This window comes from Streptomyces sp. NPDC033178 (assembly GCF_055577685.1).
The window spans coordinates 1-25,714 of sequence record NZ_JBVIPT010000002.1 but is presented as its reverse complement, the minus strand read 5'-3'; the positions used below and the strand labels follow the sequence as shown (position 1 = coordinate 25,714).

Annotated in this window: 21 protein-coding genes and 1 riboswitch; of the genes, 11 read left to right on the top strand and 10 right to left on the bottom strand. The window is 71.1% G+C overall.

Translation table 11 applies throughout. The annotated features are described in order from the left end of the window. Positions 1-125 precede the first annotated feature (125 nt). Positions 126-527 (bottom strand): cobalamin B12-binding domain-containing protein, encoded by a 402-nt coding sequence (locus tag ACZ5VQ_RS04080; RefSeq protein WP_362072357.1) that lies wholly within the window; start codon positions 525-527, stop codon positions 126-128. Positions 528-1,138: 611 nt separating this feature from the next. Here ACZ5VQ_RS04080 and ACZ5VQ_RS04075 point away from each other — a divergent pair. Both ACZ5VQ_RS04075 and ACZ5VQ_RS04070 read left to right on the top strand, forming a co-directional pair. Next, a complete protein-coding gene (locus ACZ5VQ_RS04075; protein WP_469104049.1) occupies positions 1,139-2,110 on the top strand; it encodes an esterase/lipase family protein in 972 nt (323 codons plus the stop codon). Between the two features lie 325 nt (positions 2,111-2,435). Beyond that, positions 2,436-4,157 carry a M23 family metallopeptidase gene (locus ACZ5VQ_RS04070; RefSeq protein ID WP_469103597.1) on the top strand — a complete coding sequence of 574 codons (1,722 nt, stop codon included), beginning with the start codon at positions 2,436-2,438 and terminating at the stop codon, positions 4,155-4,157. Positions 4,158-4,323: 166 nt separating this feature from the next. On the opposite strand, the gene pcrA is transcribed toward ACZ5VQ_RS04070, so the two are convergent. Further along, the gene (pcrA, locus tag ACZ5VQ_RS04065) at positions 4,324-6,837 is read right to left on the bottom strand and encodes a DNA helicase PcrA (RefSeq protein WP_469103596.1); all 2,514 of its coding nucleotides are present in this window, start codon (positions 6,835-6,837) and stop codon (positions 4,324-4,326) included. 439 nt (positions 6,838-7,276) lie between these two features. Continuing rightward, positions 7,277-7,448: riboswitch (cyclic di-AMP (ydaO/yuaA leader) on the top strand. Between the two features lie 7 nt (positions 7,449-7,455). On the opposite strand from pcrA, the gene ACZ5VQ_RS04060 reads away from it, so the two are divergent. After that, a complete protein-coding gene (locus tag ACZ5VQ_RS04060) occupies positions 7,456-8,607 on the top strand; it encodes a C40 family peptidase (protein WP_469103595.1) in 1,152 nt (383 codons plus the stop codon). A 44-nt stretch (positions 8,608-8,651) separates the two neighbouring features. On the opposite strand, the gene ACZ5VQ_RS04055 is transcribed toward ACZ5VQ_RS04060, so the two are convergent. Continuing rightward, a complete protein-coding gene (locus tag ACZ5VQ_RS04055; protein WP_469103594.1) occupies positions 8,652-9,005 on the bottom strand; it encodes a hypothetical protein in 354 nt (117 codons plus the stop codon). A gap of 525 nt (positions 9,006-9,530) precedes the next feature. On the opposite strand from ACZ5VQ_RS04055, the gene ACZ5VQ_RS04050 reads away from it, so the two are divergent. Beyond that, positions 9,531-10,598 carry a C40 family peptidase gene (locus ACZ5VQ_RS04050; protein ID WP_469103593.1) on the top strand — a complete coding sequence of 356 codons (1,068 nt, stop codon included), beginning with the start codon at positions 9,531-9,533 and terminating at the stop codon, positions 10,596-10,598. Positions 10,599-10,839: 241 nt separating this feature from the next. Then, entirely contained in the window at positions 10,840-11,532 is a 693-nt protein-coding gene (locus tag ACZ5VQ_RS04045) for a hypothetical protein (protein WP_469103592.1), read from the top strand. Here the strand turns inward: ACZ5VQ_RS04045 and ACZ5VQ_RS04040 are convergent. Then, complete coding sequence (locus ACZ5VQ_RS04040) at positions 11,418-13,160, bottom strand: aminotransferase-like domain-containing protein (protein ID WP_469104048.1); 1,743 nt, start codon at positions 13,158-13,160, stop codon at positions 11,418-11,420. The two genes, ACZ5VQ_RS04045 and ACZ5VQ_RS04040, sit on opposite strands and share 115 nt — an antisense overlap. 83 nt (positions 13,161-13,243) lie before the next feature. Here ACZ5VQ_RS04040 and ACZ5VQ_RS04035 point away from each other — a divergent pair, with 83 nt between their 5' ends. Beyond that, entirely contained in the window at positions 13,244-14,122 is an 879-nt protein-coding gene (locus ACZ5VQ_RS04035; RefSeq protein WP_469103591.1) for an L-histidine N(alpha)-methyltransferase, read from the top strand. A 2-nt stretch (positions 14,123-14,124) separates the two neighbouring features. Here ACZ5VQ_RS04035 and ACZ5VQ_RS04030 read toward each other — a convergent pair whose 3' ends face one another. Continuing rightward, complete coding sequence (locus tag ACZ5VQ_RS04030; RefSeq protein ID WP_469103590.1) at positions 14,125-14,988, bottom strand: LuxR C-terminal-related transcriptional regulator; 864 nt, start codon at positions 14,986-14,988, stop codon at positions 14,125-14,127. Then, on the bottom strand, positions 14,985-16,268 hold the full coding sequence (locus ACZ5VQ_RS04025) for an ATP-binding protein (RefSeq protein ID WP_469103589.1): 1,284 nt from the start codon (positions 16,266-16,268) through the stop codon (positions 14,985-14,987). The genes ACZ5VQ_RS04030 and ACZ5VQ_RS04025 overlap by 4 nt, the downstream gene beginning before the upstream one ends. Before the next feature lie 211 nt (positions 16,269-16,479). On the opposite strand from ACZ5VQ_RS04025, the gene ACZ5VQ_RS04020 reads away from it, so the two are divergent. Next, positions 16,480-17,946: a PspC domain-containing protein gene (locus ACZ5VQ_RS04020; RefSeq protein ID WP_469103588.1), complete on the top strand. Its 1,467-nt coding sequence runs from the start codon at positions 16,480-16,482 to the stop codon at positions 17,944-17,946. Next, positions 17,933-18,190 carry a hypothetical protein gene (locus ACZ5VQ_RS04015; protein ID WP_362072379.1) on the top strand — a complete coding sequence of 86 codons (258 nt, stop codon included), beginning with the start codon at positions 17,933-17,935 and terminating at the stop codon, positions 18,188-18,190. The genes ACZ5VQ_RS04020 and ACZ5VQ_RS04015 overlap by 14 nt, the downstream gene beginning before the upstream one ends. Positions 18,191-18,419: 229 nt before the next feature. On the opposite strand, the gene ACZ5VQ_RS04010 is transcribed toward ACZ5VQ_RS04015, so the two are convergent. Together ACZ5VQ_RS04010 and ACZ5VQ_RS04005 are read right to left on the bottom strand one after the other, a co-directional pair. Next, a complete protein-coding gene (locus ACZ5VQ_RS04010) occupies positions 18,420-18,953 on the bottom strand; it encodes a DoxX family protein (protein ID WP_362072380.1) in 534 nt (177 codons plus the stop codon). Between the two features lie 229 nt (positions 18,954-19,182). Then, complete coding sequence (locus tag ACZ5VQ_RS04005) at positions 19,183-20,484, bottom strand: hypothetical protein (protein ID WP_469103587.1); 1,302 nt, start codon at positions 20,482-20,484, stop codon at positions 19,183-19,185. 302 nt (positions 20,485-20,786) lie between these two features. On the opposite strand from ACZ5VQ_RS04005, the gene ACZ5VQ_RS04000 reads away from it, so the two are divergent. Further along, positions 20,787-21,692: a DUF4429 domain-containing protein gene (locus ACZ5VQ_RS04000; protein ID WP_469103586.1), complete on the top strand. Its 906-nt coding sequence runs from the start codon at positions 20,787-20,789 to the stop codon at positions 21,690-21,692. Between the two features lie 73 nt (positions 21,693-21,765). On the opposite strand, the gene ACZ5VQ_RS03995 is transcribed toward ACZ5VQ_RS04000, so the two are convergent. Further along, on the bottom strand, positions 21,766-22,560 hold the full coding sequence (locus tag ACZ5VQ_RS03995; RefSeq protein WP_469103585.1) for a class II aldolase/adducin family protein: 795 nt from the start codon (positions 22,558-22,560) through the stop codon (positions 21,766-21,768). Positions 22,561-22,839: 279 nt separating this feature from the next. On the opposite strand from ACZ5VQ_RS03995, the gene ACZ5VQ_RS03990 reads away from it, so the two are divergent. Beyond that, positions 22,840-23,358 carry a hypothetical protein gene (locus ACZ5VQ_RS03990; protein WP_469103584.1) on the top strand — a complete coding sequence of 173 codons (519 nt, stop codon included), beginning with the start codon at positions 22,840-22,842 and terminating at the stop codon, positions 23,356-23,358. A 70-nt stretch (positions 23,359-23,428) separates the two neighbouring features. Continuing rightward, positions 23,429-23,911, top strand: coding sequence for a pyridoxamine 5'-phosphate oxidase family protein (locus tag ACZ5VQ_RS03985; protein ID WP_362072388.1), 483 nt, complete (start codon positions 23,429-23,431; stop codon positions 23,909-23,911). Positions 23,912-23,930: 19 nt separating this feature from the next. Here the strand turns inward: ACZ5VQ_RS03985 and guaA are convergent, their stop codons facing one another. Continuing rightward, the gene (guaA, locus tag ACZ5VQ_RS03980; protein WP_362072389.1) at positions 23,931-25,505 is read right to left on the bottom strand and encodes a glutamine-hydrolyzing GMP synthase; all 1,575 of its coding nucleotides are present in this window, start codon (positions 25,503-25,505) and stop codon (positions 23,931-23,933) included. Positions 25,506-25,714: the final 209 nt, after the last annotated feature.

Below are 25,714 nucleotides of genomic sequence, written 5' to 3'. Positions count from 1 at the left end.
AGCACCTCGTAACGCCCTCACCCCTCCCACCCTCAAGGGGCGCGGGGAACTGCGCACTCCACCCCCACCAACCCGCACCCACAACACACCTCAAGCCCCCAACCCCCGGCCCACCCGGCGGAGCCCTACCGCACGTTCGCGCGCACCCATTCCACGATCGATGCCGTCGTCGCCCCGGGCGTGAAGATCTCCGCCACACCCAGCTCCTTCAACGGCGCGATGTCAGCTTCCGGAATGATCCCGCCACCGAACACCTTGATGTCCTCCGCGTCCCGCTCCTTCAGGAGCCCGATCACCGCGGCGAACAACGTGTTGTGCGCGCCGGACAGGATCGAAAGCCCGATCGCGTCGGCGTCCTCCTGGATCGCCGTGTCCACGATCTGGTCGGGCGTCTGGTGGAGGCCGGTGTAGATGACCTCCATACCCGCGTCCCGCAGCGCCCGCGCGATCACCTTCGCCCCGCGGTCGTGGCCGTCGAGCCCCGGCTTGGCCACCACCACGCGGATCGGACCGGCTGCCACACCCATCACTGCCTCCATGAACCGACTGCACCGATGTCCGATCACCGATCTACCGATCTACCGACCCCGCACAGTCCGCGGGGACACACGGATCTCCGCGGGTGCCCGCAGGTGCCCGCGGAGATCCAATCGGACCTGTACCGACTGATAGCACCCGAGGGCCGAGACGGCGACTCGCCGCCACCGCCCTCACCGTCAGATATGCCCCGGTGGCACAGCTGCCCCGCGCGACACGGCCCGGGAAAGTGAACGAACGTTATGGCCACCATCCCGCAACCGGCAGTTTCGCGGTGTGGACCGAGGGGGAAATCACACGGTGGGACAAGTTCGCCGCGCACCGGTCCCGCATCACGCGGCACATGGGCCGCAGCCCGCGGTCGATGGACCGCAGCCGAACCGGGCGCAAGGGGAGCCGCTACGAGGTCGCCGCACCGCCGCGCCGTCAGCCGCGCGGCACGGTGGTGCGGCGCATCGGCGATCGCACGACGACGGGCATGCCCGTCGCTCCACCGGCGTCACACACGCCGCACGTGCACCTCGCCTTCCTCGTCACCGGCTTCTCACTAGGGCACACGGGGGACGGAGTCGTCCTCCCGTGCGCCGACGGGAGGTCGGCCATGAAGGTCACCAGGGCAGTGTCGCCCCTTCTTCCGCTCTGCCAGCGCCTGCTCCCCGGCAGAATTGCCGGACTCTCGCTGGCCCTCCTGAAGGCGACAGCCCTGGAGATCGCGATCCTCGCGGGCCACCTCCTCCTCTACCCCACCGGCATCACCCCCGAGCGCCGCCCGGCCCCGAACCCGCCCGGGACCCCGACCGACCTGACCGACACAGACACAGGGCCAGGGGCAGGGACAGGGACAGGGACCGGCACACGTACGGACACAGGCACCGGCGACACCTCTGACACCACTCGCCTGCCCACCCTCACCATGCCCCCGGTCGTCCTGCTGCACGGCTTCATCGACAACCGCTCCGTCTTCGTGATGCTGCGCCGCTCACTGGCCCAGCACGGCAGGCAGCAGATCGAGTCGCTCAACTACTCCCCGCTGACCTGTGACATACGGACCGCCGCCGAGCTGCTCGGCCGGCACATAGAGGAGATCTGCGAGCGCACCGGCCGTCACGAGGTGGACATCGTCGGGCACAGCCTCGGTGGACTGATAGCGCGGTACTACGTGCAGTGCCTGGGCGGTGACGTCCGCGTCCGGACCCTCGTCACGCTCGGCACGCCGCACTCGGGCACGCGGGTCGTCCCGCTGATGAACGCGCACCCGATCGTCCGCCAGATGCGCCCCGGTTCCGGCGTGCTCGACGAGCTGTGCCGGCCGGCGCCGCACTGCCGTACCCGGTTCGTGAGCTTCTGGAGCGACCTCGACCAGTTGATGGACCCGCTGGAGACCGCGTGCATCGAGCACCCGGACCTGCTCGTCCAGAACGTGCGGGTGAGCGGGATCGGGCATCTCGCCCTCCCGGTGCACCCGGCCGTCGCGGCCGGCATCCGGCAGGCCCTGGACGCCGAGGAGACGCAAGCCCGCCCGGCCGCCGCTCGCCAGGCCGCCGCCCACGCCGACGGCCTGACGGTGGCGTGACCGACTGACGATGGCGTGACCGACCGACGATGGCGCGCCCGGAGGAGTGAGCCAACCGGAAGCGGCGGAGCGCAAGCGGCGCAAAAGGGAACCGGCACAACCGGAACCCGCCGCCGAACCCGTTCAACGGGCTCCGAGGACCGACGTTTCTTCGAACATTCATCGAACGCCAGGCCAAAGCTGTGCCCGCCCTCCGCCGAAAGACGGCCGAATGCCCGTTTCCTGAGAGGAGGAAAGCCGCCGAAGATTGTCGCGCCCTCGTACCGCCGGGTACAGTCGCCGCACTGCTCTGCCAGCCCCTGTCGTCGAGGCGAAAGAGAAGTTGGTGAACGACCGTCACCCGTCGGGGACCGCAACTCCCCCGGCTCCGGCTCCCGAGGCCGCCTCGGCGCATTACGCGTCCTATGGCGAACAGGGCGTCCAGTACGGCGACTTCACCACGTACGACGGCTACTCCGCCACCGGTTTCGACGCCAACGCCTCTGGTATGTACGGCGCGACGGGCAGCTACGACACGACGGGCGCCTACGCGACGACGACCTTCGACACCGACCCCCTGTTCGGTGACCTCCCCGGCAACGGCGGCGGTGGAACCGACGGCAGCGGCGCGGGCACGGGTTCGTACGACGCCACCCAGTGGGCCACCGGCAGTCACCAGACGCTGAACTACGACCCTTACGCGGCCCAGCACCACGCCGCGTTCGAGACCGGCAGCTATGACACGAGCGGTGTCTGGCAGAACTCCGGTTACCAGCAGCTCGGCGAGATCCCGACGCAGGCCGGGAGCCCGGACGCCAGCGGCCAGTGGGACGCGAACGCCTGGCTCCAGGCCGATCCGGTCGACCCCACCCAGCAGTGGACCGCGCCGACCTTCGAGACCGGCACGTACGACGCGACGGCGTGGAACTCGGACGGCGGCGACCAGAACCAGCACAACCAGAACCAGACTCAGGTCCAGCCCCAGATCCACCATCAGGCGCAGGCCGAGCACGAGTCGTATCCGACCGACCAGCACACGTCGGCCGTCCCGCACACGTCGTACGACCACCACGAGGCCTACGACCGGCACGAGTCGTACGAGCAGCAGGCCACCACCACCTTCGAGCAGGTCCCGTACGAGGAACAGGCCACCGCGGACGGCGAGTTCACCCCCTCCGACGACGCCGACGCGGACTCCGGTACCGGTGGCCACAGCCACACCCACGACGAACCCGCACCCTCCGACGACGTCGAGGAGACCACCTCCGTCGCCACCGCCGCCCCGGCCGGCCGCTCCGCGTCACGTGCGGCCGGCCGTTCCGCGCCCCGCTCCCGCCGCCGCACCCCGCCGAAGCGTTCCGCCCTGTTGACGGTCGCCGTGCCCTCGGCGTGTGTGATGGGCGTGGCCGGAATCGCCGCCGCGTCCGTGACCGGCGGAAGCAGCAGCAACGACGACGTGCGGACGACGGCCGCCGCGCCCGACGCGAGCGCCGTGAAGCCGGCGGCCGCGAACAACCAGCTGGACACCCAGCTGGAGAACCTCTCCGCGGACGCGGACGACTTCGCCGACCGTGCGAGCCGTACGCAGGAACGTATCGACTTGAAGGCCCAGCAGGCCGCCCAGAAGCAGAAGGCGGCGGCGGAGGCGGCCCGCAAGGAGCGGCTGCGGCCGAAGTTCGCGCTGCCGGTCGCGCAGCACGGCCTCAGCGCCTACTACGGACAGGCCGGCATCAACTGGATGTCCGTCCACACCGGTATCGACTTCCCCGTCTCGTACGGCACGACGGTGATGGCCGCGACCGACGGGACCGTCCGGACGGAGTGGAACAGCGCGTACGGGAACATGGTCATCGTGACGGCCAAGGACGGTACGGAGACGTGGTACTGCCACCTCTCCACGTACAAGGTCGCCTCGGGTGCGGTCGTGAAGGCCGGGGATCCGATCGCGTACTCCGGGAACTCCGGCAACTCGACCGGTCCGCACCTCCACTTCGAGGTGCGTCCGGGTGGTGGCTCGGCGATCGACCCACTGCCGTGGCTGCGCAGCCACGGGCTGGACCCCTCGTAAGGGAGCACCTGTTGAGGTCGGAGTCCTGGGGGCTCCGCCCCCAGACCCCGAATCGGCCTGAACGGCCTCGTCCTCAAACGCCGGACGGGCCGAAAGTGATCGGCCCGCCCTCAAGCAGTTCCCAGTAGCCGTTGTCCCTGGGAACTGCAAGGCTCGCCCTTGGGCGCTACAGCTTCTCCACCGGTGCGTACCGCAGCAGCAACCGCTTCGGCTTCTCCTCGCCGAAGTCGACCGTCGCCTCCGCGTTCGCCCCCGTGCCCTTCACGCCGACGACCGTGCCGAGGCCGAACTGGTCGTGGGTGACGCGGTCGCCGACCGCGAGGGACACCACCGGCTTGTCAGTGGCACCGCGTCGGGTGGCGAAGCCGGACGCGCCCGAGGCGGCCGAGCGGGAGCGCGAGGAGGAGAGGGATGCCGCCACGCCTGACACCGGGCCGGAGGAGACCGGGCCCAGGGAGCCCGTGCGCTTCCACTCCAGGTGCGTGTCCGGGATCTCCTCCAGGAAACGGGACGGCGGGTTGTACGAGGGCTGGCCCCAGGCGCTGCGCATCGAGGAGCGGGTCAGATAGAGCCGCTCCCGCGCGCGGGTGATGCCGACGTACGCGAGCCGGCGCTCCTCCTCCAGCTCCTTGGTCTGGCCGAGGGCGCGCATGTGCGGGAAGACGCCGTCCTCCATGCCGGTCAGGAACACCACGGGGAATTCGAGGCCCTTGGCGGTGTGGAGGGTCATCAGCGTTATCACGCCGGATCCGTCCTCCCCCTCGTCCGGGATCTGGTCGGAGTCGGCGACGAGTGCGACCCGCTCCAGGAAGGCGGAGAGCCCGCCCGGCGCCTCGCCCTCGCCGGCCTCCTGCTCGAACTCCAGGGCCACGGCGGCCAGTTCCTGGAGGTTCTCGATGCGGGTCTCGTCCTGCGGGTCGGTCGAGGCCTGCAACTCGGCGAGGTAGCCGGTCCGTTCGAGTACGGCCTCAAGGACCGTCGCCGGGCCGGCGCCGGACTCGACGATCGTGCGGAGGTCCTCCATCAGCGTGTTGAACTTCCTGACGGCGTTCGTCGAGCGGGACGCCATGCCGTACGCCTCGTCGACGCGGCGCAGTGCCTGCGCGAAGCTGATCTTCTCGCGCTGGGAGAGCGCGTCGATCATCGCCTCGGCGCGGTCGCCGATGCCGCGCTTGGGGACGTTGAGAATGCGGCGCAGCGGTACGGAGTCCTCGGGGTTCGCGAGCACGCGCAGGTACGCGAGGACGTCGCGGACCTCCTTGCGCTCGTAGAAGCGGACGCCGCCGACGACCTTGTAGGGCAGGCCGACGCGGATGAAGACCTCTTCGAAGACACGGGACTGCGCGTTCGTACGGTAGAAGACCGCGACGTCGCCCGCCTTCGCGTCGCCCGCGTCCGTGAGCCGGTCGATCTCGTCGGCGACGAACTGGGCCTCGTCGTGCTCGGTGTCGGCGACATAGCCGGTGATCTGGGCGCCCGCGCCCGCGTTGGTCCACAGGTTCTTGGGGCGGCGCGACTCGTTGCGCTCGATGACCGCGTTGGCGGCGGTGAGGATCGTCTGCGTCGAGCGGTAGTTCTGCTCCAGCAGGATCGTCGTCGTGTTCGGGTAGTCCTCCTCGAACTGGAGGATGTTGCGGATGGTCGCGCCGCGGAAGGCGTAGATCGACTGGTCCGCGTCACCCACCACGCACAGTTCGGCCGGCGGGAGGTCGTGCTCGCTCGGCGGTACGTCGACCGGGTGCTCGGAGGTGCCGACGAGCTCCCGGACGAGGGCGTACTGCGCGTGGTTCGTGTCCTGGTACTCGTCGACCAGGACGTGCCGGAAGCGGCGGCGGTAGTGCTCGGCGACGTCCGGGAAGGCGCGCAGGAGGTTGACCGTCGTCATGATCAGGTCGTCGAAGTCCAGCGCGTTCGCCTCGCGCAGGCGTGACTGGTACATCGCGTAGGCCTGGGCGAGGGTCTTCTCGAAGCCGTCGGCGGCCTGGGCGGCGAAGTCCTCCTCGTCGATCAGCTCGTTCTTCAGGTTCGAGATCTTGGCGCTGAACGACTTGGGCGGGAAGCGCTTGGGGTCGAGGTCCAGGTCACGGCAGACCAGGGCCATGAGGCGCTTGCTGTCGGCGGCGTCGTAGATCGAGAAGGAGGAGGTGAAGCCGAGCTGCTTCGACTCGCGCCGCAGGATACGTACACACGCGCTGTGGAAGGTCATCACCCACATCGCGTTGGCGCGCGGGCCGACGAGCTGCTCGACGCGCTCCTTCATCTCGCCCGCGGCCTTGTTCGTGAAGGTGATCGCGAGGATCTGGCCCGGGTGCACCCTGCGCTCGCCCAGCAGGTGGGCGATCCGGTGCGTGAGCACACGGGTCTTGCCGGAACCCGCGCCGGCCACGATGAGCAGCGGCGAACCGTGGTGGACCACCGCCGCGCGCTGGTTCTCGTTCAGCCCGTCCAGGAGCGCGGCCGGGTCCACGTGCGGGCGGGGCGCGCCGTCACGGTAGTACCCGTCCCGGCTCGGCGGCACGTCGAAGTGGCCGCCGAACAAATCGTCCGGAACGGGCTCCGACTCCTGCCCCTGGTCCTCGGGCGGCGGCGGGGGCTCGTCCTCGGGCGGCGGGGGCTCCTCCTCGTGGGCCCGCGAGGGCTTGAGGTCCGCCAGGAAGCTGTCATCAAAGAGGCTGCTCATCGCTCTCCGAGTCTAGGCGCCCCCACTGACAGCCCGCCGCCACCCTGGAAACTCGACGGGGTCGCTCCGCGGGGGTGCGGGTTTCTGTGGCTGCTCGCCTCGGTTTCGTCACCCTCCGGTGGGGGTTTGCAGCGGTCCGTGATCAGGTGGTCGAGCTGCGGCTTCGGCTGGGATTCGGGAGCGCCGTGTCGTGGGTGCGGGTCGGCTGTGGTTGGCGTGCGCAGTTCCCCGCGCCCCTGGAGGGGCGCTGCAGTGGGCCGGGCTTCATCCAGTGGACAACTCGGGCCAGACCTATCCGAATTGGCTACCGCGCGTCGAGCCCAAGGCTAAGGTCACGAAAATGTATCGGGCATATCGCGCATCAAACTTCACAGGGGCCACAGGAATTGGCTAACTTTTATGTGGGCCGCACGACCCGCACCGGCGAACACGCCGGGCCGAGCGGCCTCCGCCGAATCCGGCAGGCCCTCGTGGCCGACGGAGCCGGGGACCCAACCGACCTTGGGGTGAATCGGTCCAACTCCCTTCGGGGAAACGGACCGTAGGGCAAACCTTCCGGAGCACCCGCCCGAACCCGACAGCTAACTCGGTAGGCGGATGACGGAAGGAGACGCCCTCGTGGCGCCACACCGCAGGTCCCGGCCCCCCAGTCCCATGGGCATACGGACTCCGGCCATCGCCACCGCGGCCCTGACCTCGGTGGCCCTCCTCTCCCAGACGGCGAACGCGTCCCCCTCCGAGGAGCCCAGGCCCAGCCTTGAGGAAGTCGAGAAGAAGGTCGACGACCTCTACCGCCAGGCGGAGACGGCCGGCGAGAAGTACAACGCGGCCAAGGAGAAGACCACCAAGCAGAAGAAGCGCGTCGACACCCTGCTCGACGACGTGGCGCGCCGCACGGAGAAGCTCAACGACGCGCGTGAGGAACTCGGTACGTTCGCCGCCGCGCAGTACCGCACCGGGGCCGCCGCCCCCGACACCGCCTCCCTGCTCCTCGCGGACAACCCGCAGGACTACTTCGACCAGACCCAGCTGATGGACCGGTTGACCAGCCGCCAGAAGCAGTCCGTCGACGACTACGTGACGCAGCAGACCACCACGACGGAGAAGCGGCAGGAGGCGTCCGAGAGCCTGGAGACGCTGACCAGGACGCAGAGCTCGCTGAAGACGTCCAAGGCGGACGTCCAGCGGAAGCTCGCCACCGCGCGCGACCTCCTTTCGAAGCTGACCGCCGAGGAGAAGGCGCGGCTCGCCGCGATCGAGCGGAAGAAGCAGGAAGAGGCCCAGCGCAAGGCGGACGAGCTGGCCCGGCAGCAGGCGGCCGACGCCGAGCGGCGGCGCCAGGAGGCGGCACAGGGCGCCGGGACCTCCATGGGCTCCGGGAGCGCCGCGGGGACCTCCGGGTCCGGCTCCGCCGCCTCCACCGCCAAGGCCGACAAGGCGCTCGCCTTCGCCCGCGCCCAGACAGGCAAGCCGTACGTCTGGGGCGCGAGCGGCCCCGGCTCGTACGACTGCTCCGGGCTCACCCAGGCCGCCTGGAAGGCCGCCGGCGTCACACTCCCGCGTACCACCTGGGACCAGGTCAAGGCCGGCACGATGGTCTCCGTGAACAGCGCCCAGCCCGGTGACCTCGTCTTCTTCTACGACGACATCAGCCACGTCGGCATCTACATCGGCGACGGAATGATGATCCACGCGCCCAAGCCGGGGGCGTACGTCCGCGAGGAGTCGATCTACTACATGCCGATCCACAGCGTGGTGCGCCCGGCGTGAGGGGCTTTTCGCAGACCTGAGTGGAAATGGGAGCCTGTTTCCGCTCAGGTCCAGAGCACCGCGATGAAGATGTTCACCGTGGTCAGGCCGCCCACCAGGCCGAACAGGCCGTTCTCCACCTTTTCCTCGTCCCGTTTCACGTACACGAGGCCGAGGATCACGACCAGCAGGGCGAGCTTCACGCCGATCTTGATGTTGTTGACGGTCTGGTCGTCGGCCTGGTTGAGGCCGACCAGGATCGCGCCGGTGACCAGCATGGTCAGCGCGCCGTGGAGCATGGCGGGGCTGAAGCGGGCCGTGCCGTCACTCATGGCCTTCAGCTGCGTGAGAAAGCCGCCGAGGAGGGACGCGATGCCGATGATGTGCAGGGCGACGAAGACATGAATGAGTACGTCCATGAGCCCGGACACTAACCAAACGCCTCCGCACCACCACGCACCGCCCCCGGCCTCGCACACCCGCCCCCGCCGGCCCTGTGCACCCCGCGCTGCCGTACCCACACGCCCGGCCCCGCCCGCCCCACGGGCCCCTGGCAGCTCCCGCACCACACCCCGGCGGAGCCCATAGCATCGGATCGCCGCCCGTTTCCCCACAACCCGCGCTTCGGTCACCGCACCACGCCAAGTCGGCGGCCCCGGGTCCGGATCGTGGTCGTACCCGGTCAGCTCATGTCCGAGTCCCACCACTTCCGTACATGCCGTTACCCCCGCCGCGGTCCCAGGTTTAGCGTCCTTCACCAGGTGACCGGCTCCCCACCACCGCCCGGGTCAGGGGCGGCATCCGGACACCACCGCCGAGAAAGGTCCGGCGGCGGCCCGCTCCCCCTGTGCGGGCCGCCGCCGGACGTGCAACCGGCCCCTGAGGGCCGCCGCCGCGGGACGCACCAACTCCTCGGCGGCCGTACGGAAGGACGTGGATCGCACGTGGCAGCGCACCGCAAGCCGAGACAGCGCTCAGTCGGCGGCAGTACGGCCCGCACCGCCTTCACCATCGCGCTGGCGGGCGCGGCGAGCGCGACCGGGTTCGAGGGGACGGGAACCGCCGCCCCGGAGCTGACTCCCGCTCAGGTCAAGGCGAAGGTCGACAAGTTGTACCAGGAGGCGGAGGTCGCCACCGAGAAGTACAACGGGGCGAAGGAGAAGTCGACGAAGACACGGGGCCGCCTGAACACCCTGCAGGACGAGGCAGCGCGCAGGACGGAACGGCTCAACTCCGAGCGGGACGCGCTCGGTTCACTGGCGGCCGCGCAGTACCGGGACGGCGGCGTCGACCCCGCGCTCGGGCTCATGCTCTCCTCCGATCCCGACCAGTACCTGGAAGGGGCCGCGTTCGCCGAGCGGGCCGGCAGCAGGCAGGCCTCGAAGGTGTCGCGCGTACGCCGACAGCTGCGCGAGATCGAGCAGCTGCGCGGGGCCGCCCATGTCGAACTCACCTCGCTCAAGGAGCGGCAGGCGGAGCTGAAGCGGCACAAGACGACCGTCACCGGGAAGCTGGGAGAGGCACGGGATCTGCTGTCGCGCCTGTCGGACGCGGACCGGGCCCGCATCGGCGCCGACGACGCGGACACCGCCCGCGCCTCACGTTCCGCCGCGGGCCCGCGCGATCTGGGCGGCGGCGCCGGTTCGTCGGCCACCGCCCCCAACTCCCGTGCGGCAACCGCCATCTCATACGCGTACGGGAAACTCGGCAGCCCGTACGTGTGGGGCGCCACCGGACCCGATGCCTTCGACTGCTCGGGGCTGATGCAGGCCGCGTACCGCGCCGCGGGGATCGAACTGCCCCGCACGACGTACGCGCAGATCAACGCGGGCCAGCGTGTGTCGCGGTCCGAACTGCGCCCCGGTGACCTGGTGTTCTTCTACTCGGGCATCAGCCATGTGGGGCTGTACGTGGGCAACGGGCAGATGGTCCACGCGCCCAATCCGTCGGCGCCGGTGCGGGTGGCGCCGATCGACGAGATGCCGTTCGCGGGGGCCACGCGCGTGGCGTGAGCGGGCCGGCGAACCGGCAGGGGTTACGGGCAGGGATTAAGTGAAGAGAGCGGGGGAGTTCAAGCCGTTCGGGCATCGGTCCGGCTTGGATGGGCATCGCATGGGTACTACGGCGGGGTAGCGTCGGCGTGGCACTGTTCGACATGCCGCACCGCACGGTCGCGATCCGCTCCGGTCCCATCCGCCTCGCTCTCTTCCGTCCCGTTCCGCCTGGTTCGCCGTCGCCCTCCCGAAGGATTCGATGCCCGGCCCCACGCTGCCACCTCCGCCGCCGCCCGCGTACACCAGCGGCTGGCCGGACAGGTCGGCGCTGCTGGCGGACCGCGGGCGGGCGTTGGAGGAGTTGCGCAGACGTAGTCTCGGGGTGCACCGGGTGCTGCTGCTGTGGCTGCTGGCGGTCGCGGCGATCATCGGCTGGGCGCTGCTGGTACTGCCGTTGCAGCAACTGGAGCAGCGCGATCCCACCGGGTTCATCCTGGGTCCGCTCTTCGCGGTCCTCGGTCTGGCCTCGCTGGCGCCCTCCGTCGTGGCCGTCGTCCTCGCCGTCCGGCGGGACCGCCATATCAGCCAACTTCTCGACGCCTGGCTGCGGTTGGACAGCCATCCGCCCACCGACGACCGCCTGCGCTCCTCCGGCCTGAGTCTCTTCTGGCTGCTCTCCTCGCTCACCGTCTGCGCGTTCGGGCTGTGGACGTCGTTCGCGGGGGTGGCGGAGGCGAAGCCCGGACATGACGCCTACAGCGACGTGGTGCTCGTGATGGGGATCGGCTTCATCCTCTGGCTGACCGGTCTGATCGGCGTGGTGAAGGCCGTACGGCACTATCGGTGGGCCGTGCGGGTGTTGGGACCCCGGGTACCGGCCGAGCAGCGGGCAACGGCCTCGCCCAGTACGGCGATCCCCTCCTCGATCGCCGACACCGAGGACGCCGCGTAGCCGAGCAGCAGCCCCCGCGGGCCGCCCGGCCGCTGACGGTGCCAGGAGAGCGGGTGCACCTTGACGCCGCGGGCCAGCGCGGCGGCGGCGAGATCGGTATCCCTGAAGTCCCCGGTTCCGGCACTGTCCCCGGTTCCGGCACTGTCGTCGATTCCGACAGTGCCGTCGATTCCGGCGCTGCCGTCGGTTCCGACAGTGCCGTCCCCGCCGAACGTGATCAGCAGATGCAGCCCGGCCGCGGCCCCCTGCACCACCGCTCCCGGAAGATGCGCCCGTATCGCCGCGATCATCGCGTCCCGCCGACGCCGATGGCGCCGCCGTACGAGCCGCAGGTGCCGTTCCAGTTCCCCCGACTCCATCAGCCGGGCCAGCACGAGCTGGGGCAGAACCGCGTTGCCGAGGTCGGCGTACCGTTTCGCGGCGACCAGTGCCTCCCGGTACCGCGCGGGCGCCACGACCCACCCCATCCGCAGGGCGGGCGCGAGCAGTTTGGACACGCTTCCGGCGTAGCAGACCCGCTCCGGGAGCATCGACCGCAGCGCGGGCACGGGCGCCCGGTCGTAACGGTGCTCGGCGTCGTAGTCGTCCTCCACCACCAGCCCGCCGTCCCCGGCCCATCGCATCAGCTCCCGGCGTCGCGCGCCCCCGAGCACGACCCCCGTCGGAAACTGGTGCGCCGGGGTCAGCAACACGGCCCGGTGGGCCCGCAGTTCGGAGACGAGGACGCCCTCTCCGTCGACCGCCACCGGCGGGGTACGCAGCCCCTGGTTCCGCAGATGCTGCCGGACCCCGAGCGACCCCGGGTCCTCCACGGCGATCTCCTCGATGCCGTCCTCCCGCAGCACCCGCCCGATCAACGCCAGCGCCTGTGCGGTCCCGGCGACGATCAGTACGTCACCGGCCTCGACCCTGATCCCCCGATACCGCCCCAGCCATCGGGCGACGGCACGCCGCAGCTCCTCGGTCCCGCGCGGATCCCCGTACCCGAACCCGCCCGCCGTCAGCTCCCCGAACACCCCACGCTCGGCCCGCAGCCAGGCCGCCCGCGGAAACGCCGCGAGATCCGGCACCCCGGGCGACAGATCGATCCGCGCGGCCGCCGTACGGATCAGGTCGAAGATGTCATCGCCGGGCGGGCTGCCGAAGGGGGAGGAGGGAGTGGGCGGGGACGGGGGCGGGCCGTACGGGGATGGAGTGGACGGGATCGCGGCGTACGGAGGCGCGGAGTATGCGAGTTGCCCCGATCCGACCGCACGCCCCTCGGCGCCCGAACCCACGGCCCTCGCTACCCCCAGCCCCGCTGCCCCCGGCCCCGCCACGACCACCGTCCCGCCCCTCCCCCGTCCCTCCACCTGCCCTTCCTCCGAGAGCCTCCGGTACGCCTCGGTCACCACCCCGCGCGAGACGCGCAACTCCGCGGCGAGCACCCGAGTCGCCGGAAGCCGGCTGCCGACCGGCAACCGCCCGTCGGCGACCGCCTGTCTCAACTGCCCGGCCAGCCACTCGGCCCGCCCGCCGAACGGCGCCTCGCGCACATCGAGTTGGAGAAAGTCGGAGCCGGAGACAACCGAACCGGAAGCGGAACCCGACCCCGAACCGGGGCTGACCGAACCCGAACCCGAGCCCAACTCCGAAGCCCGGCCTATGGCCCCTTCAACAGCACCCTCTTTGGACCTGTCCACAGGACCATTCTCGGACGAGGCTCGCCATCATGACCACAACCACCGACACCAATGCCAACGCCATCGACTACGTCCACGGCTACTCCCCCCACGAGTCCCGCCGTCTCGGCGACCAGGCCGACACCCTCGCGTCCCTCCTCCACTTCGGCACGGCCTACCCCGAGGGCAGCAAGGTCCTGGAGGTGGGCTGCGGAGTGGGTGCCCAGACGGTGCACCTGGTCGCGGCGAGCCCGGAGGCCCGCTTCACGGCGGTGGACATCTCGGCCGCCTCGCTGGCCCAGGCCCGCTCCCGCGTCACGGCCAGGTTCCCGGACGCCCTGGTCACCTGGCACCACGCCGATCTCTTCGAACTCCCTTTCAAGGAGGCCGAGTTCGATCACGTCTTCGTCTGTTTCGTGCTTGAGCACCTGCCCGACCCGCGGCGGGCTCTCACGGCACTGCGCCGCGTCCTGCGCCCCGGCGGCACCCTCACCGTCATCGAGGGCGACCACGGCTCGACGTTCTTCCACCCCGACAGCGCGTACGCCCATGCCGCCATCGACTGTCAGGTCCGACTCCAGCAGGCGGCGGGCGGAAACGCCCTGCTGGGCCGTCAACTGCACCCGCTGCTCACCGCCGCCGGGTACGACCGCGTCGACGTCCGCCCCCGTCCTGTCTACGCCGACAGCTCCCGCCCGGCCCTCGTCGAGGGCTTCACCCGCAACACCTTCATCGCGATGATCGAGTCCGTACGGGAGGACGCCCTGGCCGCGGGGCTCATGACCCCGACGGACTGGGATCACGGTCTGGCGGACCTGCGCCGCACGGCGGACCCGGACGGCACCTTCCACTACACGTTCTTCAAGGCCGTTGCCGTGAACCCGTCGAACGCGGCCATGAACCCCCGGAACGTGACCGTGAACCCCTGACGTCAGACCAGCCGTCGCGCCGTCGCCCACCGCGTCAGCTCGTGCCGGTTCGACAGCTGCAGCTTCCTCAGGACCGCCGAGACATGGGACTCGACCGTCTTGACGGAGATGAACAGCTGCTTGGCGATCTCCTTGTACGCGTAGCCGCGGGCGATGAGGCGCAGGACCTCGCGCTCGCGCTGGGTGAGGCGGTCCAGGTCCTCGTCGACGGGCGGGGCGTCGGTGGAGGCGAAGGCGTCGAGGACGAAGCCGGCCAGGCGGGGCGAGAAGACCGCGTCGCCGTCCTGGACGCGGAAGACGGAGTCGACGAGGTCCGTGCCGGTGATCGTCTTCGTGACATAGCCACGGGCGCCGCCCCGGATCACACCGATGACGTCCTCCGCGGCGTCCGACACGGACAGCGCGAGGAACCGCACCGGCTGCTCGGCGTCGGCCATCAACGGCGAGCAGCGGCGCAGGACTTCGACCCCGCCGCCGCCCGGGAGGTGCACGTCGAGGAGGACGACCTCGGGGCGGGTCGCCGTGATGACCGTGACCGCCTGGTCGACGTCGGCGGCCTCGCCGACCACCTCGACCCCGGTCCGCTCGGTCTGCCCGATCTCCGCCTGGACCCCCGTACGGAACATGCGGTGGTCGTCGACGAGGACCACGCGCACGCGTCGTCCGGGCGCGGAGCCCGCCGGACCGGGGGCAGCCGCGGGGTCGTTGGCCGTGGCGGCCCCGGACGGCGCTTCCGCTCCCGACGGCGCGTCGGCTCCGGCCGAACCGGCCGCACCGGTCGCCGCGGCAGGGCCGCCGGCCGTGCCCGCGCCGGTCGTGCCGGCGTCCGGCTCGGCCGCTCCGGTCGGTTCGTTCGCGTCGCTCATGTCTCCGCCCTCTCCATCTCCAGCTCGACCTCCGTGCCGCCGTCCGGCACCGCGCGCAGCCGCGCCGTACCGCCGTTGCGCTCCATGCGGCCGATGATCGATTCTCTGACGCCCATGCGGTCGCCGGGTATCGAATCCAGGTCGAAGCCCGGACCGCGGTCGCGGACCGACACGAAGACGGTCCTCCCCTCGACCTCGGCGAAGACCTGCACCGCGCCGCCCTCGCCACCGTACTTGGCCGCGTTCACCATGGCTTCCCTCGCGGCCTGCATCTGGGCGGCGATCCGGTCGTCGAGCGGGCAGTCGCCGACGACCACGACCTCGATGGGGACGCCGTGCTTGTCCTCCACCTCGGCGGCGTTGCGCTTCACGGCCTCCGCGAGCGTGCCGGGCTCGTCGTCCTCGTCCTTGCCGGTGCCCTCGGGCTTGTAGAGCCAGTTGCGCAGGTCGCGCTCCTGGGCGCGGGCGAGGCGTCGTACCTCGTTCGCGTTCTCGGCGTTCCGCTGTATCAGGGTCAGGGTGTGCAGGACCGAGTCGTGGACGTGGGCGGCGACCTCCGCCCGCTCCTGGGCGCGGATGCGCATCAGGCGCTCCTCGGAGAGGTCCTGGGTCATGCGGACGAGATACGGGCCGGCGAGCAGCGCTATGCCGACGAGGACCGCGAGCGCGGCCTGGAGGACCGATCCGAGGTGGGCGGCGGAGCCCTGCAGGACGAAGATCGCCGAGACGCCCGTGGCGACGAGCAGGACGCCGGCCGCGGAGCGGAGCAGGGTGATCGTGCGCTTGCGGCGGCCGACCTCCATCCAGCGGGCCCGCCGCGCGTTGTCCGCCTGGCGCCAGACCAGGGCGACGCCCGCGCCCACGAGGACGGTGGGCCAGAGGTAGGCCTTGGCCCCGCCGCTCAGGTCCACGTTGCCGACGAAGATCAGGGCCACCACGACCATGGCGAGCAGCGCGACGATCTGGCCCTTGTCGGGCTTGCGGGCGACGAGTCTGCGGCGGCCGTCGGGCGCGGTCTCGGTGGCGAGGGCGGGGGGCCTCTCGGCGTCCACACCGCCGATGCCGAGCGGGACGAAGAACCAGAACGCCGCGTACAGCAGCGCGCCGAGGCCGTCCGCCATCATCAGGCCGACGAAGACCAGCCGCACCCAGATCACGGGCAGCCCGAGATGGCCCGCGAGCCCCCGCGCCACCCCTCCGAGCCAGCGTCCGTCACTGCTGCGGTAGAGCTTGCGCGGCGGCCGCGGGTCCTCGACGGTCAGGGTTGCGGCTTCCGGCATGCCATCGATGTTCACACGCCGGACGGCGCCGGGCATCAGGGTCGACCCCCTAGACTCCCCTGATCTTCGAATCGGCTCGGGGGTCTCCTCCGAAACGGCACGGCGTCCCCTCGGTGATCACCGCGTGAGGGTCCGGCCCAGGGTCGATTTCAGGGTTCGGCCAGGGTCGTACCGACTCCCGTCCGGCCGTCGCGGCCGTCACCATGGACACATGACAGATCACCAGCACGCCGCGCCGGGTCCGGGACCCGGCTCCGGCCCGGCCGGGGGCTCGATCCCGGGGGCGGAGCCGCAGGACACCGTGCCCGCGGCGGGCGCCCGGGCGACCGCGGGTGAGGAGCCGCGCGCACCCGGGGAGCCGCCCACGCCGGGGAGCCCGGTCCCGCCCGGGGAGCCCGGTGTTCCCGAGGTCCCGCGGAAGTTCCGGCGCGACCCACGGCACAAGATGGTGGGCGGCGTGTGCGCGGGGCTCGGGCGGCAGTGCGACATGGACCCGGTGATCTTCCGGATCGTGCTCGCCGTGCTCTCGGCGACCGGCGGCCTCGGCCTCATCTTCTACGGCTTCGCCTGGCTCTTCGTCCCGAACGACGACGAGGACGAGAACGAGGTGCGCAAGCTCCTCACCGGCCGGGTGGACGGCCAGGCGCTGGCGGGCGTGCTGTTCGCCCTGGTCGGCTGCGGTGTGTTCCTCTCCATGCTGAGCAACAGGGGCGTGCTGACGTTCGCGACGACGCTCTCGCTGCTCCTCGCGGGTGCCGGGTACTGGTCGCGGCAGCGCGCCACGGAGGACCCCGACCCGCTCGCCGCGCAGGCCGTCGCCGACGCGCCGCCGGAGGCGCAGGCACCGCCCGTCCCCGCCTCGTTCCCCTCCTGGTGGCGCGAACCCATCGTCAAGGACGGCACGTATGTGGGCGGCACGGGCTATCTGTGGGGCCCCAAGGACGTGCGTGACCGCGACATCGCGGCGGCGATCACCATCGCGCAGGGCGGCGGCCACGTCCGGGACATACGGACCAGGGCGCCCAAGCCGCCGGGCCCCCGCGGCATCGGTGGCCGGGTGTTCCTGTCCGCCCTCGCGGCGGGCCTGCTCGGTACGCGCCTGACCTGGGACGACCGCGCGCTGGGCGCCAGCCTGCAGACCGGCCTGGCCTGCGCGCTCGTCGTGCTCGGCCTGGGCATCGCGGTCAGCGCGTTCCGGGGGCGCACCGGAGCGGGCTCGATCTTCCTCGCCATCGTCACGGCGGGCCTGCTGGCATGCTCGGCGGCGCTGCCGAAGGACATCAGCACCCACTGGGTGCGTACGGACTGGACACCCGCCACGGCCGCCGCCGTACAGGAGCACTACGACCTCGGCACCGGTGTCGGCACGCTCGACCTCAGCCGGATCGACCTCGCCAAGGGCCGGACCGTGACGACGAACGCCGAGGTGGGTTTGGGACAGCTCAAGGTGATCCTGCCCAAGGACGTGACGGTGAAGCTGGTGATCGAAGTGGGCGTCGGCGACATCCAGTTGCCGGGCGACGACAAGCAGGACGTGGACGTGGCCCCGGGCAAGCACAAGCAGCTGACGCTCTCCCCCACGGGAGAGAGCACGGACAAGGCCAGGGCCGGCGGCACCCTCGACCTCACCCTCGAAGTCGGCATCGGACAGGCGGAGGTCACCCGTGTCACGTCATGAGTTCCAGCCCGGCCGGCTCATCGCGGGCTTCTTCCTCACCCTCACGGGCGTCGTCTACGCCGGAGACGCGGGCGATGCCTGGGACACCCCGTGGTTCGTGGTGATCCCCCTGGTCACGGCCGGCCTCTGCCTGGCAGCCGCGGCGGGCAGCCTGGCCCACGGAATCCGACGCCGGCGGCGCCGGGCGCTCCTCGCCCGGGAGACGCAGGGCTCCCGGGCGGACGAGCAGATACCGGGCCGGTAGTCCCTCGCGCAGCCCGGCGCAAGCACAGCGACGCGCCAGCGCCGGCGGCTGCCGGCTGCGGCTGTCGGCTGCGGCTGTCGGCTGCGGCTGTCGGCTGCGGCTGTCGGCTGCGGCTGCGGCTGTCGGCTGCGGCTGCGGGGAATGCGGTACCGCGCCCCTTCAGGGGCGCGGGGAAATGCGCGACCAGCCCCCACCGGCCCGCGGGTTGATCACCTCGCCGACGGAGCGCCTAGTAGGCGCTGCTGGTCCGGCGCCTCCGCCGGGCCCGAAGCATCGCATCCACCGAGAACACCGACGCACCGGCGAGGACGATCGGCAGCCAGGCCATCAGGTAGGGGAGGTCGTTGCCGTAGTAGTACGGGTCAGAGGCCCAGCTCACCGTCAGCCAGAGGCTGAGGGAGATCAGGGCGCCGCCGAACGCGGCGAGACGGGCGAGGAGTCCGATCAGCGTGCCGATACCCACCGCGAGCTCACCGAACGCGATGGCATAGCCGAAGCCGACGGGATTCTTCAGGGCGAGATCGACGAGCGCCGGAATGGCCGACGAGTCGCGCACGGTCCGCATCAGGTCGCCGACCGAACCGGCCCCGGCGTCGTGCATGAAGGCGCTGTCGGTCAGCTTGTCGATTCCCGCGTAGATGAAGGTGACACCGAGGAAGACCCGCAGCGGAAGCAGGGCGTACCGCGTCGCGGTGTCCCGCCAGTCACCGCCGCCGTCGTCCATGTACCCGGAGTGCGTGTCCATTCGCATGCCGTGAGCCATCGCTCTCCGCCGCCTCTCGCCCGCCGAACGGTTCACCCCTCAACAGACGATACGTACGACGGCGAGGTCCCGCTCAAGAGCGGACGCACAAATTTTCACCAGGTCCCCCGGAACATCCCTTTTGAGACCGTACGGGAACGGAGGATCCGCATCCGCGGGCCGCCCTCCGCGGAGACGTCCATGTGAGTGGTGCGGGCGGGAGCCGTGGGCCTGGCGCAGGGCGCTGCGGTCACTCCGTCACATCGATGCCCACCCGGTTCGTCTCCAGCCCCGCCGCGGTGACGACCTGTACGTCCACCCGCCCGGGCTCCACATCCGCCGGCACCGGCACGGTGAGCACCGCGTCGGACGGGTTGCTGAACCCGCCGGGCACCGGAACCAGTGGCACATGCACGTGCACGGCCCCGATCCGCACCACCATCCGCGACAGCCGGTCCGCGCCCTGTGCGCCGGGCGGCACGAATCCGGCGCCCCGGATCTCGATGTCGTCCCCGGTCCGGATCGGCGCGTCCAGATCCCCCGCCTCCCGCGACCGCACGACCGAAAGAATCACCGGCCGCCCGCCCTCCGCGTACTTTCCGGCGACATACGTGGCGGCCGACACCAGCACCATCACCGCAAGACCCCACGGCAGATCGGGCAGCTGCTCGGGCCGCCGGGCCAGCCGCACCGCCGCGAACACGAGTGCGACGGCGCCCACGACCACGTACTGGATGTCGGCGAAACTGCCCCGGCCGGAGTCGTCGGTGAGCAGATCCGCGGCCCGGGGCCGGTCCGCCCGTACCTTCTGCAGCCGCTGTCCGAGGACGCGCAGCCCCACGACCCGCCGCACGAGCACGGCGATCGCGCACACGACGGCGAGCACGGTCACGATCCCGGCTCCCCGCGCCAGTTCGAGCCCGGCGATCAAGGAGTCCCGCTCGTCGGGGGAGGACGCGCCGGCCAGCCGTCCCGCCAGCACGAGCACGGCGTAGACGACGAACAGCACCCAGCCGACCGCCACAGCACGGGAGGTGGACAGCCGGTTGTCCTCGCCGATGACGGGCGCCAGCACCCCGCCCCGCGCCCGGTGGAACCACGAGGCCCCGGTCAGCAGTCCGCTCACGACCACCGCGGCCACCAGCCCCGCGGTCCGCGCGGCCGTCCAGCCCGCTCCGATCGCGGTGAGCGTCTGCACCAGGAGCAGCACGAGGACGACTCCCCACACGGCGATGACGGTTCGCCGCCACACCAGGCCGAGCCAGACCTCGCCCTCGGCCCGCCCGCGCTCCGCGACGACGTCGGCGGACTGGGTCAGCTCGTCCGACACCCACTGCCTCGACGCCCCGGCCGAGTACGCGACGGCCGCGGGCAGCCCCCGCCCGGACGCCAATTCGTCCCGCTTGGAAAGGAATTCGGCAACGGCACGCCGATGCCCCTCGCGCGCCCCGTGCGGGCAGTTCCCGCAGGTGCAGCCCCCCTCGTGCCCGCTCCGACCGGCGCCGCGCCCGGCGTCACGCCCCGCGCCCTGTCCAGTCTCCTGCACCGCCACGCCCGTTGCCGCCTTCCAGACCATTGGGTCGAACCCTCATTTGCCGCACGCCCCCACGAACCGACCGCACGCCCTACCGATATGTCACGTTCGCACGCCGCCGCCGCACCACGGACAGCGGCACGACCACCGGCCCCAGGGCCACCGGTCGCACAATCAACCCCCGCACATCTGCGCAGCCGCACAAGTGCCTCGCGACGACAGCGCATTGTGCCGTACCCCACACCCCACGCGTCCGCCAGGTCTGGTCAGCGCGGGTGAAGCACCCACCCCCGTGTTGACCCGGCTGCGAGAATTCCCGTATGGCCGAGATCATCCAGCGCGACGGGACCTGGGCCTTCGACGGCAGCACGGTCCGGATCACCCCGGGACTGCACCGCTCCGTGCCGCTGTTCCGGCAGACGTACGGAGAGATCGCCGTGCCCCTCGAAGCGGTCGCGGGCGTCGCCTACGAACCCGAACGCAAGCGGGGCCGGCTGCGCCTGCGACTCCGCGAGGGCGCCGACCCGCTGCTCCAGGCGACCGGGGGCCGTCTGCCCGAGCCCGCGGACCCGTACCGGCTGACGGTGGACATCGACCGCTCGGGCGTCGCCGAGTACGTCGCCGAGGAGATCCGGCGCGCCCTGCTCCTTGAGGAGATCCCCAAGGAACCGGCCAGAACCTATCTCCTGCCCGGCCCGCCCGTCCCCGTCTCGGTACGTTCCAGCGACGGCACGGTGTCCTTCGACGGCACCCAGGTCCGTATCGACTGGAGCGACACCTCGGACCGGGTGAAGCGCGCGACGGGCCCGCGCATCATCGAGCTGCCGGACCTGGTCCAGGTGGAGTGGCTGCCCAACTCCGGTTACGAGGACGGGTTCCTGCGCTTCGTGACCCGCGACTCGGTGTTCTCCAAACTGCCGCCGGAGAAGGACCCGTTCGCCCTCGACCTGTGGGGCAGTGCCCGCCGCGATCTGCTCACGGCGCTGGTCGCCACCGCGGTCATGGCCCGGCTCCCGCACCCGTCCACGCGGTCCGGCGAGTACGCCCAGGGCGACCCGCCCCGCCTTCCGGCCGCGCCCGAGGACGCCGTACCGCAGCTGCCCCGGCAGGGTCACCACGACGTGCTCCTGCGCCGCCTCAGGGAGTTGGGCGAACTGCACCGCGACGGTGTGCTCACGGACGAGGAGTTCGCGACGACGAAAGCGGCGGTGCTGCGGGACTTCTGACACGGGTGACTCGGGAATTCCGATTCGGGCCTTCCGACTGGGGAGATCGGGCTGAGGGGCTGAGGAGACCGGGCTAACTGAGGAGATCGGGTTCGCTGCGGCTGATGTCCTGCCACAGCGGCTGGTAGTTGATCCACGCCACCAGGTCCCCGCCGAGCTGCTCCCGCGTGGCGACCGCCTGCTTGTGGTCGATGAGCAGGGGACGGCCCGCCGCGCACGCGGTCAGCTGCACCTGGCACGAGCGCTCCATCGACAGGAACCACCAGGCCGCCGCGTCCACCGAGTCGCCGACGGTCAGCAGCCCGTGGTTGCGCAGCACGAGCGCCTTGCGGGTGCCGAGCGCGGAGGCGATCCGCCGCCCCTCCTCGGCGTCCACGGCGACCCCCGAGTACGCGTCGTACAGCGCGTGGTCCTCGTAGAACGCGCAGCTCTCCTGGGTGATCGGGTCGAGCAGGTCGCCGAGCGCGGACAGCGCGCGGCCGTGCACCGAGTGGCAGTGTGCGACCGCGACGACGTCCGGCCGGGCGGCGTGCACCTGGGCGTGCACGGTGAACGCCGCCTGGTTCACGTGATAGCGGCCCTCGATCACCTGCCCGTCCTCGTTGGCCATGACCAGGTCACCGACCGTGACGTGCTTGAACGGCATTCCGAACGGATTGACCCAGAAACAGTCGCTGTACTCCGGATCGCGCGCGGTGATGTGACCGGAGACCCCGTCCTCGAACCCGAGCCGGCCGAAGAGCCGCAGCGCGCCCGCGAGGCGTTCCTTGCGGTGCCGCCGTTCGTCGTCGAGCGACTCGTGCATGGGCGGCATGGCGAACCGCAGCCGGTCGGTGGGAAGCGGCAGGGGCGGTGTGGGCCCGTGCATATGTCCTCCAGCCCTGAGGTACGGACTCCGTACGTGTTTACGGGCGGGAAGTTACCGGCGGTCAGCGCAGGAGAACAGAGATGTTCGTGAAGAGAGTGCACAACCGTTGCACGGCGTCGCTGGTCTGCCTGTCCGGAGCCAACTATTCGGTCGGGCACCTGCACCGACGCCCCCTGGAGGACCCCCCGTGCGCAGTCACCCCCCTACGCTGCGCGGACCGCGTCCAGCGACCGCACCCCCCACCCGCCCATGAAGAGAAACGAGCGCCTTGTCACAGGCATGCTCAGACAGATCGCCACGCGCGACGTGGTCGTCCTGGACGACCTCGGCGGATCCCCCCGCCGCCTCGCCGCGCTCACCTACATCGCCGTGCAGTACGGCTTCCGATACGAGGAGACGAGCAGACTCGGCCAGACGCTCCAGGTCCGCCTGACCCGCGACCCCCGCCCCGAGGCCCGTGAACGCAGCACGGCGGCCCTCGGCCGTCTGGCCGCCGGCCGCGCTCCGGGCATGCGCCCTGGCACGCTCAAACCACTGCCGGACGTGGCGCCCGCGGTGGGGCTGCTCAAGGCCCGCATCGAGTTCGACGCGCTGTCCGACGACCTGGACTGGCGCCGCAAGGCCGTCTTCATGACCGCCAGTGCCGCCCTCATGGCGCTGCTGCTGATCCCCGCGGGCTGGAGGGCCTCGCTCGCCGCGAGCGCCACCATGGCCGTGGTGTTCGCGGTCTTCCTGCGCCTGGAGGTGTTACGGAAGGACCGGCTGGCCCGGCGGCTGCGGTCGGCGGGGCTGATCTGAGAGACCCGCCGGAGAAGCCTCCGCCGCAAAGGCGACAGCAGATGTCGGGTATCGGCGACAGACTCGTCGTATGACTCGCACGACATCGAACTGGGCAGCGATCACCGCCGCGGAACCGGACCTCGCCAAGACCGTCGAGGACCGGTTCGCGGCCTTCACGCACCACATCGTGGCGACCCTCCGCAAGGACGGGTCGCCACGTACCTCGGGACTCGAAGTCCGCTTCCTGAACGGGGAGTTGTGGCTCGGCATGATGCCGGACTCGCTCAAGGCACTGGACCTGCGCCGCGACCCGCGCTTCGCCCTTCAGGCGAATCCGGGTCCCGGCACGGAGATGGCGGGCGGCGACGTACGGATCGCGGGCCGGGCCGTCGAGGTCGAGGACCCGGCGGAGCGCGCCCGGTACGCCGAAGAGGTGGAACCGCCGGAGCCGTTCCACCTCTTCCGCACCGAGCTGACGGAGGTCGTACGGACCTACGTCGAGGACGACACGTATCTGGTCGTCGAGATCTGGAAGCCCGGAGAGCCGGTGCGGACTCTCAAGCGGACGTGATCTTCAGCAGCCCCGGGGGCTACTCCCACTCGATGGTGCCCGGCGGCTTCGACGTGACGTCGAGGACGACCCGGTTGACGTCCGCGACCTCGTTCGTGATGCGCGTCGAGATCTTCGCGAGGACGTCGTACGGCAGGCGCGACCAGTCGGCGGTCATGGCGTCCTCGGACGAGACGGGCCGCAGCACGATCGGGTGGCCGTACGTCCGGCCGTCGCCCTGGACGCCCACGCTGCGGACGTCCGCGAGCAGCACGACCGGGCACTGCCAGATGTCGCGGTCGAGGCCGGCCGCCGTCAGCTCCTCGCGGGCGATGGCGTCGGCCTCGCGGAGCAGGTCGAGCCGCTCCTTGGTGACCTCGCCGACGATACGGATACCGAGGCCGGGGCCCGGGAACGGCTGGCGCTGGACGATCTCGTCCGGCAGGCCGAGCTCCTGGCCGACCATCCGGACCTCGTCCTTGAAGAGCTTGCGCAGCGGCTCGACGAGCTCGAACTCGAGGTCCTCGGGGAGCCCGCCGACGTTGTGGTGGGACTTGATGTTCGCGGTGCCGCTGCCGCCGCCGGACTCGACCACGTCGGGGTAGAGCGTGCCCTGGACCAGGAAGGACACCTCGGGACCCGCGTCCGCGATGATCTCCGCCTGCGCCTGCTCGAAGACCCGGATGAACTCGCGGCCGATGATCTTCCGCTTCTCCTCGGGGTCGCTGACCCCCTTGAGGGCGGTGAGGAACCGCTCCTCCGCGTCCACGACCTTCAGCTGGACGCCGGTGGCCGCGACGAAGTCCTTCTCGACCTGCTCGGTCTCGCCCTTGCGCATCAGACCGTGGTCGACGTACACGCAGGTCAGCTGCGATCCGATGGCCTTCTGCACGAGGGCCGCGGCGACCGCGGAGTCCACGCCGCCGGACAGGCCGCAGATGGCGCGCTTGTCGCCGACCTGCTCGCGGATCACCGCGACCTGCTCGTCGATGACGTTGCCGGTGGTCCAGGACGGGGTCAGGCCCGCGCCCCGGTACAGGAAGTGTTCGAGCACCTGCTGGCCGTGCGTGGAGTGCATGACCTCGGGGTGGTACTGGACCCCGTACAGCCGCTTCTCGTCGTTCTCGAAGGCCGCGACCGGGACGACGTCCGTGGAGGCCGTGACCGAGAAGCCCTCCGGGGCCGCGCTGCACGCGTCGCCGTGGGACATCCACACCGACTGCTCGTCCGGGGTGCCCTCGAAGAGGGTCGAGCCCGACTTGGAGACGTGCAGCGGCGTACGGCCGTACTCGCGGGCGCCCGTGTTGTCGACCGTGCCACCGAGGGTGGTCGCCATCAGCTGGAAGCCGTAGCACATGCCGAAGACCGGGACGCCGGCCTCGAAGAGCTCGCGGTCCAGGCGGGGGGCGCCTTCCGCGTACACCGACGAGGGGCCGCCGGAGAGGATGATCGCCGCCGGGTTCTTGGCGAGCATCTCCGCGACCGGCATGGTGCTCGGCACGATCTCGCTGTAGACCCGGGCCTCGCGGACTCGGCGGGCGATGAGCTGGGCGTACTGCGCACCGAAGTCGACGACCAGGACGGTGTCGGGGGCGACGGGGGACGCTTCTGGCACGGTTTGCCTTCCGGCGGTGAGCAAGGGGTGTGTGCTGCCGAGTCTACCGGGGGGTCGAGGGTGGGGGGCCTACGACCTTTTCTCGCCCCCGCCGCCCCTACCCGTTCCCATCACTACTCGGGGGGGGGGGGGGGGGGGGGGGGGGGGGGGGGGGGGGGGGGGGGGGGGGGGGGGGGGGGGGGGGGGGGGGGGGGGGGGGGGGGGGGGGG